The sequence below is a fragment of the Streptomyces sp. NPDC020192 genome (assembly GCF_044388685.1).
Classification (GTDB): domain Bacteria; phylum Actinomycetota; class Actinomycetes; order Streptomycetales; family Streptomycetaceae; genus Streptomyces.
This window is the reverse complement of the sequence record NZ_JBIRXG010000025.1, coordinates 7,726-25,315: the sequence shown is the minus strand read 5'-3', so window position 1 is coordinate 25,315 and position 17,590 is coordinate 7,726. Positions and strand designations below refer to the sequence as shown.

The 17,590-nt window shown below is 68.9% G+C and carries 12 protein-coding genes and 3 pseudogenes; 8 read left to right on the top strand and 7 right to left on the bottom strand.

Annotation, left to right across the window (positions count from 1 at the left end; all coding sequences use genetic code 11):
• Positions 1-10 precede the first annotated feature (10 nt).
• On the top strand, positions 11-478 hold the full coding sequence (locus ACH47Z_RS35825) for a hypothetical protein (RefSeq protein ID WP_399081330.1): 468 nt from the start codon (positions 11-13) through the stop codon (positions 476-478).
• 44 nt (positions 479-522) lie between these two features.
• Here ACH47Z_RS35825 and ACH47Z_RS35820 read toward each other — a convergent pair whose 3' ends face one another.
• On the bottom strand, positions 523-1,056 hold the full coding sequence (locus ACH47Z_RS35820; protein WP_399081328.1) for a transposase: 534 nt from the start codon (positions 1,054-1,056) through the stop codon (positions 523-525).
• Positions 1,057-1,602: 546 nt separating this feature from the next.
• Here ACH47Z_RS35820 and ACH47Z_RS35815 point away from each other — a divergent pair.
• The gene (locus ACH47Z_RS35815; protein ID WP_399081326.1) at positions 1,603-2,136 is read left to right on the top strand and encodes a DinB family protein; all 534 of its coding nucleotides are present in this window, start codon (positions 1,603-1,605) and stop codon (positions 2,134-2,136) included.
• A gap of 7 nt (positions 2,137-2,143) precedes the next feature.
• Here the strand turns inward: ACH47Z_RS35815 and ACH47Z_RS35810 are convergent.
• The 3 genes and pseudogenes from ACH47Z_RS35810 to ACH47Z_RS35800 form a co-directional block, all read right to left on the bottom strand.
• A pseudogene (locus tag ACH47Z_RS35810) lies at positions 2,144-2,588 on the bottom strand (transposase); the annotation flags it as partial.
• A gap of 16 nt (positions 2,589-2,604) precedes the next feature.
• Positions 2,605-7,143: a caspase family protein gene (locus ACH47Z_RS35805; RefSeq protein ID WP_399081325.1), complete on the bottom strand. Its 4,539-nt coding sequence runs from the start codon at positions 7,141-7,143 to the stop codon at positions 2,605-2,607.
• Positions 7,136-7,540, bottom strand: coding sequence for a hypothetical protein (locus ACH47Z_RS35800; protein WP_399081323.1), 405 nt, complete (start codon positions 7,538-7,540; stop codon positions 7,136-7,138). Before ACH47Z_RS35800 ends, ACH47Z_RS35805 begins: the two co-directional genes overlap by 8 nt.
• Positions 7,541-8,192: 652 nt before the next feature.
• Here ACH47Z_RS35800 and ACH47Z_RS35795 point away from each other — a divergent pair.
• Positions 8,193-9,824 carry an ISAzo13 family transposase gene (locus ACH47Z_RS35795; RefSeq protein WP_399081321.1) on the top strand — a complete coding sequence of 544 codons (1,632 nt, stop codon included), beginning with the start codon at positions 8,193-8,195 and terminating at the stop codon, positions 9,822-9,824.
• An 86-nt stretch (positions 9,825-9,910) separates the two neighbouring features.
• Positions 9,911-10,719, top strand: a protein-coding gene (locus ACH47Z_RS35790; protein WP_399081319.1) for an IS5 family transposase whose coding sequence is annotated in 2 segments (ribosomal slippage) — positions 9,911-10,250 and positions 10,250-10,719 — 810 coding nt in all. Because the reading frame shifts where the segments join, the coding sequence is not laid out codon by codon here.
• 387 nt (positions 10,720-11,106) lie between these two features.
• On the opposite strand, the gene ACH47Z_RS35785 is transcribed toward ACH47Z_RS35790, so the two are convergent.
• Positions 11,107-12,372: an MFS transporter gene (locus ACH47Z_RS35785; RefSeq protein ID WP_399081317.1), complete on the bottom strand. Its 1,266-nt coding sequence runs from the start codon at positions 12,370-12,372 to the stop codon at positions 11,107-11,109.
• A 99-nt stretch (positions 12,373-12,471) separates the two neighbouring features.
• On the opposite strand from ACH47Z_RS35785, the gene ACH47Z_RS35780 reads away from it, so the two are divergent.
• Positions 12,472-12,864 (top strand): ArsR/SmtB family transcription factor, encoded by a 393-nt coding sequence (locus tag ACH47Z_RS35780; RefSeq protein ID WP_399081315.1) that lies wholly within the window; start codon positions 12,472-12,474, stop codon positions 12,862-12,864.
• A gap of 154 nt (positions 12,865-13,018) precedes the next feature.
• Here ACH47Z_RS35780 and ACH47Z_RS35775 read toward each other — a convergent pair.
• Positions 13,019-13,800, bottom strand: a pseudogene (locus tag ACH47Z_RS35775) (transposase family protein).
• Positions 13,801-14,062: 262 nt separating this feature from the next.
• Between ACH47Z_RS35775 and ACH47Z_RS35770 the strand changes: the two are divergent.
• The 3 genes and pseudogenes from ACH47Z_RS35770 to ACH47Z_RS35760 all read left to right on the top strand — a co-directional run bounded on the left by ACH47Z_RS35770 (position 14,063) and on the right by ACH47Z_RS35760 (position 16,799).
• A complete protein-coding gene (locus tag ACH47Z_RS35770; protein ID WP_399081313.1) occupies positions 14,063-14,812 on the top strand; it encodes a DUF1214 domain-containing protein in 750 nt (249 codons plus the stop codon).
• A gap of 122 nt (positions 14,813-14,934) precedes the next feature.
• Positions 14,935-15,207, top strand: a pseudogene (locus tag ACH47Z_RS35765) (DUF4158 domain-containing protein); the annotation flags it as partial.
• Positions 15,208-15,647: 440 nt separating this feature from the next.
• A complete protein-coding gene (locus tag ACH47Z_RS35760) occupies positions 15,648-16,799 on the top strand; it encodes a low temperature requirement protein A (RefSeq protein ID WP_399081312.1) in 1,152 nt (383 codons plus the stop codon).
• A 224-nt stretch (positions 16,800-17,023) separates the two neighbouring features.
• Here the strand turns inward: ACH47Z_RS35760 and ACH47Z_RS35755 are convergent, their stop codons facing one another.
• On the bottom strand, positions 17,024-17,245 hold the full coding sequence (locus tag ACH47Z_RS35755) for a hypothetical protein (RefSeq protein ID WP_399081310.1): 222 nt from the start codon (positions 17,243-17,245) through the stop codon (positions 17,024-17,026).
• Between the last annotated feature and the right edge of the window lie 345 nt (positions 17,246-17,590).

The following is a 17,590-nucleotide window of genomic DNA, read 5'->3' as shown; positions in this document are numbered from 1 at the left end:
GGCCTGGGCTATGGGGCTTCTTGAAGGGGCGGAAGTAGCGGCGCACGCTCTGGACGTCGCCGGTGAAACCCTGCTCGAGCAGTTCGCGGTGGAGCTGGGTAATGTCGTGGCAGCCCTCGTTCCACCACTGGTGCAGGCAGGGCTTGTGCGGGTCCAGGATCGAGGTGCGGTTGACGGCCTTGACCAGGAGCTCGTCCAGGCTCTGGCACGGGCGAAGCGCCGCACTGTCGAGTGGGCCAGCCGCAATTCGCGGCGGATCGCGGCCAGCGACAGCCTTGCAGCCAGCCGTCGTTGTACCGCTTCGTACCGCTCCGTCGTGCGGACGACCAGCCGCCGCTGTTGCCCCGGGACATCGAGCGTGCCGTCGGGCGGGTCGAACGGCTCGGCTTCGACTGGCGGCGCCGTGGTGGCCAGGGGCTTCGCGGCCGACTCCTCGGCGGCCGGGGGCGTGGCGAACACGGCCCGGATGCATGGGTAGTGAGTACCGACGGTCTTCTCCACGGCCTCGGCGAGGTTCCGCCACTAATGCCAGACGTCCGCGACCTGCTGTGCCTGTGGAGCGCCGGAACGCGCGCCCTCGGCATAGGCGCCGGCCCTGTCGCGGCAGATGACCGCCACCTCTGGATGGCCGCGTAGCCAGTCGGCCAGCGGATCGGCGTCCCGGCCGGGAAGGACGTCGAGCGGACGGCGGGCCTCCAGGTCGACCAGGAGGGTGGCATAGGTATTGCCCTTGAGCAGGGCGAAGTCGTCGACACCCAGGACCCGCACGCCCTCGTCAGGTGGGTCGGGTATCGCGCGCAGAAGGTTGAGGAGCGTGTCCTTGGCGACCCGGATCTTCAACGCGGCGGCCAAGCTGGCCCCGGGGCGTCCGGGCAGGAAGAGCGCGATGGAGGTGAGCGCGTCGCGCAGCAGCGGGGTGTATCGGGCATGCGGTCTGGTCAACCCCGGAATCTGCTCGGTGAACGTTACTGACGCGCAAGCCGAGTTGAGACGCTTGAACCGGCGCACATTCAGCTTGATCACGACGGCCGCGCCGCCGAGCGGCGCGTCGGACAACCGGCGGACCGTGGCGGCCGTGCACCTTTCACGACGGCATCCGGCACCCCGTACATCTCGCTGGCAACGACGGGCAAGACGCACGTAACGTGACTGTCTCGGCCGTACGCCTGGCCGACTCCACCACCACATCAGCTAAATGCGGCAGCAACCGTCCCAAACCCCCTGAACCGCACGGTATATGCCCAGCTCGGCCGCGAGGCATCACAAGAATCGCCGACAGGGCCGAATTCCGTGACCGCCGACACCCGGGCGCTGTCACCGTGGACCCGTTTCCATCATCACCTGGCGACCGGCAGCTACCGAGATTCCGCGCATGATGTCGCCGGCAGGGAAGGGCCTGCGAGCTGGGGGCGTTCCCGGTCGCCCGGCGGCATCACGCGAAGATCATGCAAGAGTCCGCGCAGATAGGCGTGGTGGGGCACCCCAGGGACCAGCCGGGCACAGGCCCTGGTGATCACGGAGCCGTGGTGTTCTGTGATCACCAGGAGATCTGCGCTTGCGCAGGCATCATGAACCTGCCCCTGTCGCGCATAGACTGCCGACATGCCGACCACGGGTCCGATGGCTGATTCGCTGGAGCGCCGATGGCCGTCCACGTCGGCGGAGGACGAACTGCGCCTGCAGTGGGAGTTCCTCTTGTTCCTACGGACCACAGTCGTCAACAAGATCGCTGGCCTGGGCACCGTCCAGGCGGCCGCTACCCCGCTTCCGACATCCCCATTCATGAGCCTGGCTGGCGTGGTCAAGCACCTCACAGCGGTAGAGCGCTTTTGGCTCTCGATCGTCGGCGGCGGATCCGACCTGCCGCCGCTGTGGGAGGCACAAGACGTCAACGCGGAGTGGAAACTGCACGAGAGCGACACCCCGTCCGGCATCGTCGCCGCCTACAGGGCAGAGTGGTCCCGGTCGGAGCGGGCACTCGCCCACAAGTCCGCCGACGACCGCGCGGCGCGGAGCGTCGGCGGCGACGAGTACACCGTGCGATGGCTACTCAGCCACGTCATCCAGGAGACAGCCCGTCATGTCGGCCACATGGACCTGCTCCGCGAGATGGCTGACGGCACGCGCGGCGAATGAGTGAGGCTCATGGACGCCGGTGCGGGCGGTGGTTACAGCGATGGGCCGTCCAGGACCGCCGGATCAGACTGCGCACGATGATCACAGCGTCGGCGAGATCGAAGAAGCCGTCCACGACGGTGGCCCGTCGTTCATAACAGCGTGCGAGGCGGTGAAAGGCATTCTGCGAGGCGTGGGTGCGTTCGACATGCCATCGCCGGGTGGCCTGACCGGTGTCGTGCGGGCGATGCAGCCATGCAGCATCCGCCTCGCCGAGCAGGGCATGCGACGTGGCAGAGTCATAACCGGCGTCGTGTGCACAGTGATCTCGTCGGGCAGCCTCCCAAGTACAACCAAAGTACCATGAGTTGGAGCCAGAAACGGCGAGTCGTGGCAGTTGGCACCGGCCAGGACGCGACCAAGGGGGAGTCGTAGCCATCGGTCATGCCTGAACGTTTCATGCCCGGATTACCCAGGACGACGCCGACTTCATCGCTCATCGCTCGGGCAGGGGTCGCGGTAGGGGATGCCGGGGGCGTACTTGTGCCACTGCCCCTCGGGCATGGACTGCCCGGTGTAGGAGCAGACCCGGTCGGCGAGACCGGCAAGGTCGGTGCTGTAGAAGGCGACCCCGTGCCTGCGGGCGACGGCGAGTGTGCTGCCCGACGGAAGGAAGTCCACATCCTCGATGCTGCTGTCCTCTGGGGACGGGATGGTTGCCTTGAGGACCGGCCGGGTGGGGTCGTGGATGTCCCACAGCTGGATCCCGTCGTGCGAGTTCCAGTCGGCCATGAGGTGGTTGCGCGGGTCGAACACGATGCCCTGGGTCTTCTGGAGGGTGCGCACGGTGGTGCCGGTGCGCGGGTGCCGGGGGTCACTGATGTCCCAGAGACGCACAGTGCCGTCACCGTTGCCGGTGGCGGCTAGCAGTCGGCTGTCGTCGCTCATCTCCACCGCCGTGCCGATGACCCCCGGGAGGCTGGTCGACACGCGCACCCTGCCAGCGGTGACCTGGAACAGGCGGACGGTGTTGCCGCCGTAGGTCGCGGACTGCTGCGGGATCGAAACGGCCATCACGTTGCCCTGGGCGACCAGGCTCTCCTGGTTCGCGTCGGCGAGTTGTGTGGTGCCGCCGCGGACCGGATGCCTGGGGTCGCTGGTGTCCCACCACTCGATTCCCTTGGGTGTGGCGACAAAGGCTGTACGGCCGTCGTGCAGGATGCCGCTCCAGTCGTCGGAGGCGGGAAGGCGGAGGGAGCCGGCCTCGGCCGCGTGACGTGCGTCGGTGATGTGCCACAGGTGCACGCGGCCGTCGCTGCCGGGGACCGTGACCAGATCACCCGCCCTGTCCGCGAAGACGCCCGTACTGATGATCAGGCTCCCGCGGGTGGGGAAGTTCGCCGTGCCCAGGGATGCGCCCCGTACGGGGTGGTGCGGATCGTGCAGATCCCACAGCTGGACCCTGCCGTCCTGCGCGACGCTCAGCAGCGTGTTGTCCGGGCCGATGAAGTGTGCCTGCTCCACGGTGTCGGACAGCTTGATCGTGGCGACACGGTGCGGGGCGGAGGTGTCCCAGATGCCGATGGTCGAGGCGGGAGAGGAGAAAGAAGAAGAGGTGGAGACAGGCCCCGCCATGAGGTGTCCGCTGCGGCTGAAGTCCCATCCGGAGGGCAGATACGGAACATTGACGTCGTCGACCTGAGGCAGAGCGGCGCGCCACGACCGCACCACGCCGTCGGGGCCTCCGCTCAGGAGGGCGCCTCCGCGCAGGTAGGCCAGGGCCAGGGTGCCGAAACCGGTCGGGGTGCACGTGGGCGTCGCCGAGTCTGTGAGCCTTGCTGGGGAGAGGTTGAGCAGACACAGCTGCCCGTTGTTGTGGAAGCTGCCCAGGCCGCTGACCGCCAGCCTGGTCCCGTCCGGGCTGAAGGCCATGGCCATCAGGTTCGTCAGATCCGAGCCGCTGAAGGCGAATTCGTCGATCTTGACCGACCGGGGCTTGGACGGGTTGTCAGTTCTCCAGAGACCGAAGTCGCTGTCCCCGACCGCGGACAGCATTGTGCCTTCGGGGTTGAAGGCCACAGAGGCGTATCCCTTGGCGATCGTGGCCGTGGAGGCCGGGGCGGATGGGCGGGAGAGGTTCCACAGCCGGGTCTTGCCGCCCAGGATGGTGGTGGCGAGCAGATTGCCGCGCGGGGAGAAGGCCACTGCGGCCAGCGCGTCGGACTTTCGGCTGGTCGGGGTCGGCAGTTCGGCGACGAGACGGGGGTGCGCGGGTTCGGCGATCGACCAAACGAGTGTGGTGCCGAACGGAGATGCCGCGGCCAGCAGCGTCCCGTCCGGGTTGATGGCCATCGACATGATCTTGAGATGGCCGTGCGGGGCGTCGGCGGATCGGGGCAGGCGCCCGACGACGCTGGGCTTGCGGGGGTCGGCCAGGCTCCACAGACACAGGTCACGGGCGGTGGGGCAGACAGCCGCCAGCAGCCTGCCGCGCGGCGCGAGAGCTATCCCGGCCGCTCCAGCGGTGTGGAGCGTCGCCTTCAGGACAGGCACAGAGGGGGTGGCCAGGTCCCAGATGCGCACGGAGCCGTCGGTGCTGGACGCCGCGGCCAGGTCGCCGTCCCGTTGGGTCGCGATCCGCAGGACCTGGTGACCGGTGTCGCCGACGACGCTGTCCAATGGCGCGGCGAGCGCGGTGTAGAGCTGGGTGGTGGCGTCCTGGGTGGGTGCGGAGCGGTAGGCGGCGACGGCGAGTTGGGCGGCCAGGCCCGGATCGGTGGCACTGAGCGCGCTCGCGTCGGCGGCCAGGTCGGTGGAGCGGATCAGGGCAGCCTGGTGCGCGGCCTGCCGGTGCTCGCGCACGGAGATGAAGCTCACCACGGAGGCCAGCAGGGCCAGGACACAGACCGTGGCGGTCACCGTACGGCGGGTGCGCCGAGCGCGCCGCGCCGCGTGCTGCTGTCTGTCCCGGTGTTCCAGGCTGCGGTCCAGGAAGTCGTGTGTGACCGGGCCGAGGACGCCGCCCGTGCCGTCGTTCGCCTGCTGCCTGCTCGCCGCGTGGGCGGCCGTGTCCAGGCGAGGCCCACGGTACAGATCCGTCTCCTGCCGTCCGGCCTGGTCCCAGGCGCGGGCGGCGTCGGAGAGCTGCTGGAGGGTGAGCAGGGCGGCCCGGTCCTCCTCGATCCACGCGCGCAGCCGCGGCCAGGCGTACAGCAGCGCCTCGTGGGCGATTTCGATGCTGTCCGCGTCCACGGTGACCAGGCGGGCCTCACCCAGCACTCGTAGTACTCGCCGGGCCGTGTCGATGTGGTCTGGGGCGGCAAGGTCGCCCAGGAGCAGTCTGCGGCGGGTGTCCTCCATGCCCTCGCCGAGGCGCACCAACCGCAGTAGCAGGCCGCGCACATGGGGCCGGTCCCCGGGGGCCAGGGCTTTGTACGCCTCTTCCGCGGTGAGGGCGATCGCTTTATCGATTCCGCCGGTCGCCCGGTACCCGGACAGGGTGAGCAGGGTGCCCGACTTCTGCTGCCAGGTGACCAGCAGAGCGTGCGAGAGCAGCGGCAGTACGGCGGTGTGCTCACCGGCGCGGTGCACACGGGCGTCCTGGAGCAGCGTGTCGGCCAGCCCATCCTCCAGGAACAGCCCGGCGGCCTTGGCCGGCCGTTCGATCACCTCCCGCAACTGTTCAGGGTGCAGGGGGCCGACGACCACCTGACGGCCCTCCAGGGCCCTGACCAGTTTCGGGTAGCGCGTGCAGGCCTCGTAGAAGTCGGCTCGGATAGCGATGACGACGGTGGCCGAGCCGCCGGCGAGGGCCGCGAGGCCGGTGACGAACCGTGCCCGCTCATCCTCCGTCGCGTCCGCGGTGAAGAGTTCCTCGAACTGGTCGATCAGCAGCATGGCCCGGTCGTGGTCGGCGAGTGCGGCGGAGCACTGCGCGAGCTGGGTCGTCGGGGTGGCGGTGCCGGGCTTCATGGTGGCGACCGTCCACCCTTCGGCGCGCGCCTCCAGCGCCGGGATCACCCCGGCGCGCAGCAGAGAGGTCTTTCCGCTGCCGGACGCCCCCACCACAGCGATCAGACCGCCGCCGAGGACAAGGCGGGTGACGTCCGCGACCGCCTCGTCCCGTCCGAAGAAATACCGGGCGTCCTCGGCCCCGAAGGACCGCAGACCCCGGAAGGGGCACGGTGCAGCGGCCGCGTCGGCATCCGAGGCGGGAGGCTCCTCGGTAGGCGGCGCCGGGCGGCGGGGGCGATAGGCGGAGTTGCCGGCCAGGACCATCTCCCCGGCCTGGTCGCTGCTGTGCCGACGCGGCCTCGGGGCGTCTTCCTCGGGCAGCACCCGGTTGAGGTAGCGGTAGGCGTGATCCAGTGTCAGTTGCTCGGGCCCGGTGGGATCACCGTTGCGCAGCAGTCGGATCAGGGCACCGGTGAACGCTGTGTAGGTCTCGCCGGGGCGGGCCAGCCCGTGCTCCTCGCGCGCAGTGGAGGCCAGCAGGAAGCCGCCGCGCACGAGAGTCTGCTCGAAGACCGCGTCCAGCGCGGGCGGCCCCAGCAGTCCCTCGGCCCGGCCGGAGAAGCAGCAGTCCAGGATGACCGCGACGGTACGAGCTCTGCTGCGCTGGACCGCCTGACGCAGCGCCTGGTATGCCAGCGCCTTGTACGAGAGGCCGTCCACCAGGTCGTCGGTGGCGCATGTCGCCAGGTGCAGCGCGTTGTCGGACCCCACCAGACCATGGCCGACGAAGTGCACCAGCAAGGCGTCCGACGCCTCTGCCGCCGCCTGGTCGACCGCCTCCCCGAACTCCAGCGGGCTGGACGGATCCACCAGGACACGCAGGTTCTCGTCCGGCACGCCGCCCTGCTGCTGCAGAGCGGAGGCCAGCGCCGTCAGCGACCGCTCCACCGCGGGAACGGAGGGTAGCGGCGATCCGGGCGGGTGGGAGCCGGTCCCCACGAGCAGGACGCGAGATTCCGGCCGGGCCAGCGCGCCCAGGTCTGCCCCGACGGACGCGTCGTCGACGTCACTCACCGTCGGCACCCTCGCCCGGTTCCCGCCCGTCACCGTCGGGCCACGCTGCCGACACCAACTGGTCGACCTGGGCGCGCAGTTGGTCGGCGTCCATGTTCCGGACCTGGTCCGCGCGTACTTCGAGCTCGAACCCGTTACGCCCCGAGACGCGTACCGTTACGCTCCCGGTACGACGCCTCAGCCAGGCCACGATCACGCTGGCCACAGCTGTCGCGACTCCGCTGGAGGTCAGGCCCACGACCAGCTGCTGGAGTTCTCCGCCGAGGGCCCCGTCGGGGACGGGTCCGACCTCACGTCGCACTCGCCCGCGCAGGGCATCCTCTTCGTCCAGCCAGGCAGCCAGGTCGGCGGCCTCCGTCGCGCCGCCGCTGACGGATAACGTAACGGTGTCCAGCACCACGTCGCTTTCCTTCCCCCGTCCTCGGCCCTCGCCGGAGACCGAAGTGTCCACACGCTCTCCCGGCAGGCGGTGATTCTTCCAGCCCGTGTGCCCGCTGCGGGGAAGGATCACACAAACGCCACACAGCGCACGGGAGTTGGCCTTCTTCCAGTGTCAGCTCGCATCATCGAGATGTGGAAACCGGCACCATTGATGATCTTTGCGTGATGTCGCTTGGCGACCGGGAACGCCCCCAGCTTGCTGAGTCTCACTTTGATGTCGGACGGAGATCTCATCCCGATGTCCTGTGTTCCTTTTTTCGCTGCAGTCCCTTTCACCTGCCCATTTACTGCTCTTCGACAGAATCAAGAGCGGCAGTCGGCGAGAAGTTGACGTGATGTGAGGTGGGAAGCTGCAGGACATTTAGGTGAGAATCCCAATAGCGGGCCCCGCTTGACCTGCAGGTTTTCCAGTTGGAGGTGCGGTAGGCGGCGTGGGGTTCGGTGACCAGTGCTGAGCGCTGCGGGTCCTGCGAGGAAGGGGACCAGATGAAGAGAGTGTCGGCTCGTTGCTGGGTGGCTCCTGCTGCGGGCGGGCATTTGTAGGATGGCTTTAAGGGCTTGCAGATCATCAAGGTGTTGCTTCCCGTCCCAAGGCTCGTTGATGTGGTATGCGCATCCCGGACGAAATCAGTACGCAACTCGCTGTGAAGTTCATGGTGTTGTTCCCGCATCTGGATGAGCGGCAGCGAAGGCTGCTGATGGCCGCAGAGGCCCGTGTCCTGGGACACGGTGGTGTTCGGGCCGTCGCGCGGGCGGCCTCGGTGAGTGAGACCACGGTCCGCAAGGGCGTATTCGAGTTGGAGGCCGGTGAGGAGCCTCTGGGGCGGGTGCGGCGGCCGGGCGGGGGCCGCAAGAGGGTCGCAGATCTCGATCCGGGGCTGCGGCCGGCACTGCTGGCGCTGGTCGAGCCGGACGAGCGCGGTGATCCGATGTCGCCGCTTCGGTGGACGGTGAAGTCGACCCGCACGCTGGCGCGGGAGCTGGCTCGGACTGGGCACAAAGTCAGTGCGGACACCGTCGCGGACCTGCTGCGGGAGGAAGGCTTCAGTCTGCAGGCCAACGCCAAGACCATCGAGGGAAGCCAGCATCCGGACCGGGATGCGCAGTTCCGCTATCTCAACGAGCAGGCCCGCGATCACCGGGATGCCGGCCAACCGGTGATCAGCGTGGACACCAAGAAGAAGAAGGAGCTCGTCGGCGAGTTCAAGAACAACGGCCGCCAGTGGCGGCCTGCGGCTGATCCGGTGCCTGTGAACGTCCATGACTTCGCCGACCCGCAGCTGGGCAAGGCCGTCCCGTACGGGATCTACGATCTCGCGGCGGACACGGGCTGGGTCAACGTGGGCACCGATCACGACACCGCCGCGTTCGCAGTGGAATCGATCCGCCGCTGGTGGTCGGGCCAGGGCCGGGCCGCCTACCCGCAGGCGACACGGCTGCTCATCACCGCCGACGCGGGCGGCTCGAACGGCTACCGCACCCGGGCCTGGAAGCTCGAACTCGCCCGGTTCGCAGCCGAAACAGGACTGACGATCACCGTTTGCCACCTGCCGCCGGGCACATCGAAGTGGAACAAGATCGAGCACCGGCTCTTCTCGCACATCACCATGAACTGGCGCGGCCGCCCGCTGACCAGCCACGAAGTCATCGTCCAGTCCATCGCCGCGACCACCACCCGCACCGGACTGCGCGTCATGGCCGAGCTGGACACCAACATCTACCCAACCGGTGTCCAGATCGGCGACGCGGAGATGGCGGCCCTGCCACTGACCCGACACGCCTTCCACGGCGACTGGAACTATGCCGTGCATCCCCTGCCGTGCCCTGCCGTCCCAGCGCCCCGGGCTCCGCAGAAGCCAGCCCCTGAGTGGGACCATGCTCTACTGTCCGACCCCGCCCTGACCGGCATGTCCCGGCAGCAACTGAGCGATCTCACTGACATTTTGGCCGTCGATGGCGACGCCAGGCGCGGACGCCCGCCCCGACTCGCCTTCCCCGACCAGGTCCTGGCGACCGTCCTTCACCTGCGGGTCGCCCTGGCCGCGGAACCCCTCGCCGTGCTGTTCGACAGCAGTCGCACCGCCATGCACCGCACCCTGCTGAAGATCAGGACACTGCTCAAGGCACACAGCGTCGTCATCCCGCCGGCACCTACCCCGCCCTCCGCCCTCACAGCCCTCCAGGCCCGGGTGCGAGCCCTGAGCGGCGACCCAGGCAGCATGATCAAGACAACGTGTTAATGATCTGCAAGCCCTAACTGATCGTTTCAGAATGAGTTGAGCTACGGGCCTTGTGCTTGCTGATCTTGGTCGGCAGGCTGTCCGGAGTGCGTGCTGATCTTGTTCCCGACGATCTGTGGGAGCGGGTGGCCCCGCTCCTGCCACCTGCTCCCGAGCGGCGCCGTCGCTATCCAGGGCGACTGCGTGTTCCCGACCGGACGGCGCTGGCTGGCGTCATGTACGTGCTGCGCACCGGTGTTGCCTGGCGCGATGTCCCCGCGGAGACGGTGGGCTGCTCCGGAGTGACGGCCTGGCGTCGGCTGCGGGACTGGACCGAGGCCGGTGTATGGCCCCGCCTGCACGCCGCCTTGCTCAGCGGGTTGCGCCGCGCCGAGCTCTTGGACCTGGACGACAGCGCCGTGGACGGCTCGCACGTCCGGGCCTTGAAAGGGGGGATCACGTCGGTGCCTCGCCCGTCGACCGGGCCCGCCCCGGCTCCAAGCACCACCTGATCGTCGACCGGCACGGAACCCCGCTCGCCGTCACGCTCCCCGGCGGCAACCGGCACGACGTCACCCAGCCCCTGCCACTGCTGGACGCGGTCCCGCCGATACGAGGTGTGCGGGGCCGCCCCCGCCGCAGGCCCCGGCGGCTGTACGCCGACCGGGGCTACGACTTCGACAAGTACCGCCGCTTGCTGTGGAAGCGCGGCATCAAGCCCGTGATCGCCCGACGCGGCACAGCCCACGGCTCCGGACTGGGCAAGGTCCGCTGGGTGGTCGAGCGCGCCTTCGCCTGGCTCCATCAGTTCAAGCGACTCCGCATCCGCTACGAAAGACGCGCCGACATCCACCAGGGCCTGCTCGAACTGGCTTGCAGCCTCATATGCCTCCGCCGCCTACGAACCTCATTCTGAAACGATCAGTAAAGCCGCCTCACCGTGCGTGTCCGGGCGGAGCTCAAGTTCGGCCGAGTCGTCTTTGCGGGTTCAGGGTCATCCCTGCGTGTGCAGGGCGAGCCGTCCAGCAGCATGGCGGGCACCCGGGCGAGGGAGTCATCCCTGCGTATGCGGGACTGAGGCATGCATAAGGTCAACCAGTGGTACCCCAGTGAGTGCTGTGCATCGTGAAGTCGCAGGTCACGGGTCTGGTGTGAGTGACGATTCGGGTACTCGTGCCGGTCGGCGGCTGATGACTATGCCGTAGATCATCGGGCATGCGGTGAGAAGCGGCGCTCGGCGCGGCGGCACACCACAGACCGTGCTGCGGTGCGCCGCGGGAGGGGGCGTGCGGGTGCCGGCCGCTCACGCGGGCTCAGGAACCCGGCGCCGGGAAGCGACGACCATGAGGCCGCCGATGACGGCGAGGCTCATCAGGACGGTGGCGAAGACGGTCGCGCCGTTGGTCAGCCCGACGACGTCGCTGAGATAGCCGGCCGAGACCGGCAGGACGCCCGCCGGTACGTAACCGCCCACGTTGAGGGCCGCGTTGGCCTCGGCGAGCCGCTGTGCCGGGACGGCGGAGTTGAGCAGGGAGAGCCCGCCGAGCTGTCCCATGCCCTGGCCGGCGCCGGCCAGCAGCGCGGAGGCGATCAGGACCGGGACCGACGAGCTGCGCACGGCGGTGACGAGTGTGACCATGCTGAGCGTGGTGCTGGCCGCTCCGGCGGTAAGGATGGTGCGCCGGGGCAGCTTCTGGACCGCGAACTGCACGACGGTGGCGGCCAGGAACATCACGAACGCCATGACTCCGGCAACGATCCGGCTCGTGGTCCCGAGCAGTCCGGCCAGCAGCGACGGACCGAGCGAGAGCACGAACGACGTCGCGGTGATGCCGGGCGCAAACACGGCGATGCCGAGGGTGAGTTGCGCGCCGTTGCCGTGTGGTACGCCGGGCACGCGGATCCAGGCGCCCTTGGCGGGGGCGGCGGGGCGCCGTACGGGCATGCGCAGCACAGCGAGGAGCGCGGTGGCGAGCAGCGCCATCTCGACGATGAAGACGGTGACGGTCGGGGCAGGCAGGGTCTCGGACAGGATGCCCGCGAGGAGCGGGCCGAGGCCAGCCCCGAAGACCATGGCGCAGGAGGCGAGCAGGGCCGCGAGCCGCTTGCGGCGCGGTCCGGCCACGTCCGTCACGGCGGCCATGCCCGCGGAGACGACCGCGCCGACGGCGATGCCGGTGAACAGCCGGGCCACGATCAGCGCGGCCACGGTGGAGGCAGTCGCGAAGACGAGGCAGGCGGCCAGGGCGAGTGCCAGGGCAGGCAGCAGGACCGTTCTGCGGCCGAGCCGGTCGGACACGACGCCGGAGACGAGCAGCGACCCGAGCAGGCCGACGATGTAGAAGGCGAAGACCACGGTCAGGGTCCCCTTGGAGAACCCGATCTCGCGCTGCCACAGCACATACAGCGGAGTGGCCGCGTTGGACAGGATGAAGACCGCCGTCACCGGCCAGGCGGCCAGCCAGACCCACCAGGTGGGAGCGGGGGAGGTGCCCGCCTCCGACGGCTGGCCCACCCCGGAACCCCGCTCGTCCACCGCCTTCACGGGCACCGTTCGACTCTCCGACATGACAGATTCCTCCAGCGAGTACACAGTACGAGTTTTCTCGAACATAGCATGCAGTACGATCGGAGTCGTACATAGGATTCGGGTCATGAGGAGCTACCTATGCCTTCGACCGCGCGTGCGGTGTTTGTGCGGGTGCCGGATATCAAGGTGCTGCCGGAGCCCGCGGAGCTGCCCGAGCCGCTGCCCGAGCCCGCGGTGGAGGACCTGCGCCTTGAGACGGTGCTGGGGGCCCTGAGTGACCCGCTGCGCCTGCGCATCGTGCGCAAACTCCTCCTGGAGTCTGAGCAGTTCGACCACACATGCGGCTGGTTCGGCCTGAACCGCCCCAAGTCCTCCCTGACCCACCACTTCAAGGCCCTGCGCGAGGCGGGTATCACCCGGCAACGCCAGTACGGCCTGGAACGCCGCAGCCACGTCCGCGTCGACGACCTCAACGCCCGCTTCCCCGGCCTCCTGGACCTGATCGCGGCCTGGACGCCGGACGAGCCCTGACACGACGGTCTTCCGGCGGACTACCGGCCGTTCTCCCCGGGGCACCGCGCTGAGCGCGGTGCCTGATGAGAACTGCACGTCACGTGGCCTGGTGTGCGTAGGCGTCGGGGGGCTCCGGCAGGTCCGGGGGGCGCTCCACCGACAAGGTCGTCCGTCAGTGGGAGACTTCCCGGTTCGTTAGCACCAGCAGAGCCCGTACCAGCGCGGTCGCCCACCTTGTATCCGTGCGGATCTTGCTGAGGACGCGCCAGTTCTTCAGATGCGCGAAGCCGTGCTCGACCGGGGCCCGTACCGCGGCCAGAGCCTTGTTGGACAGCTTCTGGCCCCTGGTCAGGGGCCGGTTGCGGGAGGCCTTGTAGCCGGTGATCACCGCCGGGTCGGCGTCCGGACTGCTGTCGTCGAGTCCGACGAACCCCAGATCGGCGATGGTGCCGAGGCCAGCCGCCCGCAGGTGAGCGGTGAGTTTGTCGTGGCGGCACGCGGTGATCTCCGAGGTGCGCCCTGGCCGGACCGCGCTCACCCAGACCAGGCGGCCCTTGTCGTCAGTGAGCGCGATGACGAGCAGGCCGTGGCACTTGTTCAGCCGGAGTAGTTCTTCCGGTTCTCGGTCCCGGTGCGGCGGCGGGTGCGGATCAAGGAGCCGTCCAGCAGGACCACCCCGCCACCCGATCGGGCGATCTTCTTCAGCGCGCGGTCCAGGCGTGGGGCACGGGCGGCCAGCAGGCCGACGACTTCCCGCACCCACCGGGTGACCGTGGTGCGATGGATGCCGTTGCCACCGGCCAGGTCGCCGGGCTGCTGGTCACAGCGCAGCACCGCCAGCACAATGCCGGCGATCTTCCCGGCGGACAGGGCCCGCCACCGCGATCCGATCTTCTTCAGATGGCCGCGGATCGGGTCGGCGAGCCAGTTCAAGGTGGCGCTCGACAGCGGCAGGCGGGCGGTGTAGACAAGACCGTCGGGGCCCTCGGCCTAAGGGTTGTTTTTCTTCACACCAAACTCAACTGCTGCCGGGCCCTCCAGTTGCTACTCCAGCTGTAGATCGTGATCTTCATGTCCGGGATGCGGCTTGACGCCGGTTATGGCTGGTTCGGGATCGAAACAGCAACCTCGGCCGTAGGACCGTCCTGTTTGGCGCCTCCGATTTCAGGGACACGTTTTTCGCTAGGAAGCGTTGCGGTGCTGAGGCGGCGGCGATGTGCTCGCTGTCGGCAGGTCGCTCCGCAGTAGCGGGCCGGGCGGCCAGTGGACCGGGCCTCGATCCGGGTCCCGCATTCCCTTCGCCCCGACGCCGCGTCAGCAAGAACTGCTGGACCTGGCCGCGCAGACGGGCTGGAAGGCGGCCAAGACCCTGGCCGCCCGCTTCGACCGCGAGCAGGGCGCCCTGTGGTGGGCCGACCGCCAGTGGATCGCCCACCTCAAGACCGCCCAGGACGACTTCTTCCACACCCTGCTGGGCGAGGAGTTTCGCGACCGCGCCACCGGCCACACCGACGTGAACGCCAAAGCGCACATGTTCGTCAACCACTACTCCATGAGCACCGGCATGATCACCTCCGTCGTCGGCTTCGGCGCCAAGTTCGCGGGCGCCTACCGCGACCACGACGGCGACCTGCTCGCTGGCGAGCGCACCTACCGCATCGACCTGCCCGCGGACCCGCCGGCCCGGCTCTTCTGGTCCCTCACCGTCTACGACGCCGAGACCGCCGCCCAGGTCGATGCCCCGGGCCAGACCTACTCCTCCCTCAACGGCATGGACGACATCGCCCTGAACCCCGACGAGTCGATCACCCTCCACATCGGCCCCGAACGCCCGGCAGGCGCCGAGAACTGGATCCGCACCGTCCCCGGCCGCGGCTGGTTCGCCGTCATCCGCTGGTACGGACCCGAACAGGCGTTCTTCGACCGCCGATACAAGCCCGGCGACTTCATCAAAACCCGCCAGTAATGGCTGCCCGGCCTCGGATCAATGGAACCGTGGTTATCGGTGAGATGGATCATGGTGGGCGCCTCTACCGCGGGTGATGGTTCGGCTCACTGATCGGGCGTCAGCCCGGCTACCCTCCGGCCGTGCCGGTCGAGTTCTTAACTGATGAGCAGGCCGAGGCGTACGGACGGTTCGTTGAGGAGCCGACCCTCCCGGAACTGGAGCGGTTCTTCTACCTGGACGACGTTGACCGGGACCTGATCGCGCTGTGGCGCGCGCCCCACCAGCAGCTCGGGTTTGCGGTGCAGATGTGCACCGTCCGGTACGTGGGCCGGTTCCTGGTGGACGATCCGCTGGATGTGCCGTGGTCGGTGGTCGAGCACCTGGCCGTGCAGCTGGGGATCGAGGATCCCTCGGTGGCTTGCTTTCCGGGGCCGGATCATTGGCGCGCGGCACCGTGACCGCGGTGGGGTTTGGCGCGTTGGAGGAGCAGACACGCCGATCCCGTACTCGCGTGTGGTCCTTCCTCACCTCGAGTGCGGGACTGGGCCGCCGGCTGCGGTGACCGCTTTGTCATGGCAGGCGTTCCCCGGGTCTGGGAGAAGTCATGGAACAGCAGCCGTGCCACGAGTCCGCAGCCCGGCCGGCCGCCGGCGAGGTGGCTGTGGGGGCCGGGCTCCACATCCGCCGCACTGCGGGGACGTTGACGGCCGGTCCCCTCGGCCCCTGCCGGCCGGCGCGCGGTCGGCAGGGGAAGCGCCGCCAGGCTGTGGGCGATGTCTGGGGGCCCCGTACGGCAGCAACCGACCTGCTGACATGACCAAGCGCAAGGGCCACCGGCTGTGGCATCCGCCGCGTGTCCGGGGAGCAGCCGCAGCAACGTGTGGTCGGCCACCTGGAGCTCTTCTACGACCTAGTCGTCGTGTTGGTAGGACAGGCCGCCTACCATCTGGCCGGGCATCTCACGTGGTCCGGGGTGGGCGAGTTCGCCGCGGTGTTCGCTCTGGTGTGGATCGCCTGGCTCAACGGCACCGTCCACCACGAGCTGCACGGCCGCGAGGACGCGCGGGGCCGCGTCCTGTTCCTGGTGCAGATCTTCGTCCTGGTCCCGTTGGGGGCGTTCATCCCCAAGGTGGGCGGGGAGAACGGAGTCAAGTTCGCCGTCGACGCGGGGATCCTGTTCGCCGTACTGGCCGTCATCTGGATGCTGGCGGTACGCCGCAACCCCCCGGGGTGGCGCGTGCCCAGCCGGTTGTACGTGACCTTGACGGCCGGGTGCGCGGTCGTTCTCTTCGCGAGTGCCTTCCTTCCGGCCGGCGCCCGGCTGCTTGTCTGGGGGCTGCTGGCGGCCGCGTCCCTGGTCGAAATCGCGGTCGTGATCGCCCTGTTCCCGCAGGGTCAGACGGAGGTTCTGTGCTTCACCGACGCGCTCAGGGAACGGTTCGGGCTGCTCATCATTATCGTGCTCGGTGAGGTGCTCACGGGCGTGGTGACCGGGCTGTCCGACGAACCGATCAGCGCTCTGAACCTGTCGGTCGCGATAGTGGCCGTCCTGGTCGGATTCGGCGCGTGGTGGACGTATTTCGACTTCGCCGGGCACTATCGGCCCAGGCGTACCCGCGTGGTGACCCTCCAGTGGATGTTCACGCATCTGCCGCTCACGGGGACGGTGGCCGCCATGGGGGCTGCGATCGTCAGCCTGGTCGAGCACGCACACGACCGCCGTACCCCAGCCGCGACGGCCTGGGTGCTGTGCGCGGGCGTCGCGATCGTGCTGTCGCTCACGATGCTCCTCGTGACCGGCCTGGAGGTCTGGCACCGGGACCGCGAGCGGTACCAGCCGGCCGTCCGCACCTGCCTTGTCATGGCACTCGCCGCCCTGGCCCTCGGCCCGGCACGCCCGGCGCCGCTGGTTCTCGCCGTCGTACTCGTCGTCCTTCTCGCCATTCCCTGGGCCGTTGCCGTGACACGCCGTATGGTCTTGGACGACGAAACGACCACGCCATGACGTTCACGGTCAGTCGCGCCCAGTACCTGCGAACGGCGTCTGACCAGGGTCCGTTCGATTCCTCACCCCGGGCAAATGCTGCCCCGGGCCTTTCTTAAACACAGGTACTTACCGGGTCGGTCCCGGGCGGTCGTCCCGGCCGCCGGGGATGACCCGCAGGACCGGGTCGGCGGGGGCGAACTCGCCGAGGTCGAGAGCAGCCTTGCGCCAGTTGGTGATCGGCTTCAGCAGCCGGGCGGTGTCGTCGGGGAACGGCAGCGGCTCAGTGTCGGGGAGACGGGCTGGAGGATGGACACGGCGAGCCGGACGGAGTGCAGGGCGGTGGTCCCGCGCGGGTCGATCCCGCCGGCGTGCCCGACGTGCCGCAGGGCGTCGAGGCGCTTCTCCAGCTCCAACAGCATGTCGTAGGCCGGGGTGTACGCCGGGTTGTTCCACTCCTCGCTCACCGCGCCTCGCCCCGGTCCGCGGCGTTCGTGTCCCGTCGGGGCTGTCCGGCTCCGGATCGCCGGTCCGGGTACCGAAGGGGCCGGGCTGCCCGCGCTCCTCGGCGCCCCGGAGCGCAATCGTGGGTCTGGTCGTAGGTCACGAACGAGCAACGGTTCGCAGTTGCCCTGAGACACTAGCCAGCCTGGCTTGCAGTGGATCACCTGTGGGCCTCACCTAGTACTGCAACGGTGTTTGCCGTGACTGATGGCCAGGTAGGTCGTTGGTGTGGTTGTGGGTGGGGACCTTGCTGATGTCAGGCTGTGGGCGCGTGAACTGGACGCAGTGCATGAGCGGTTCGTGCACCG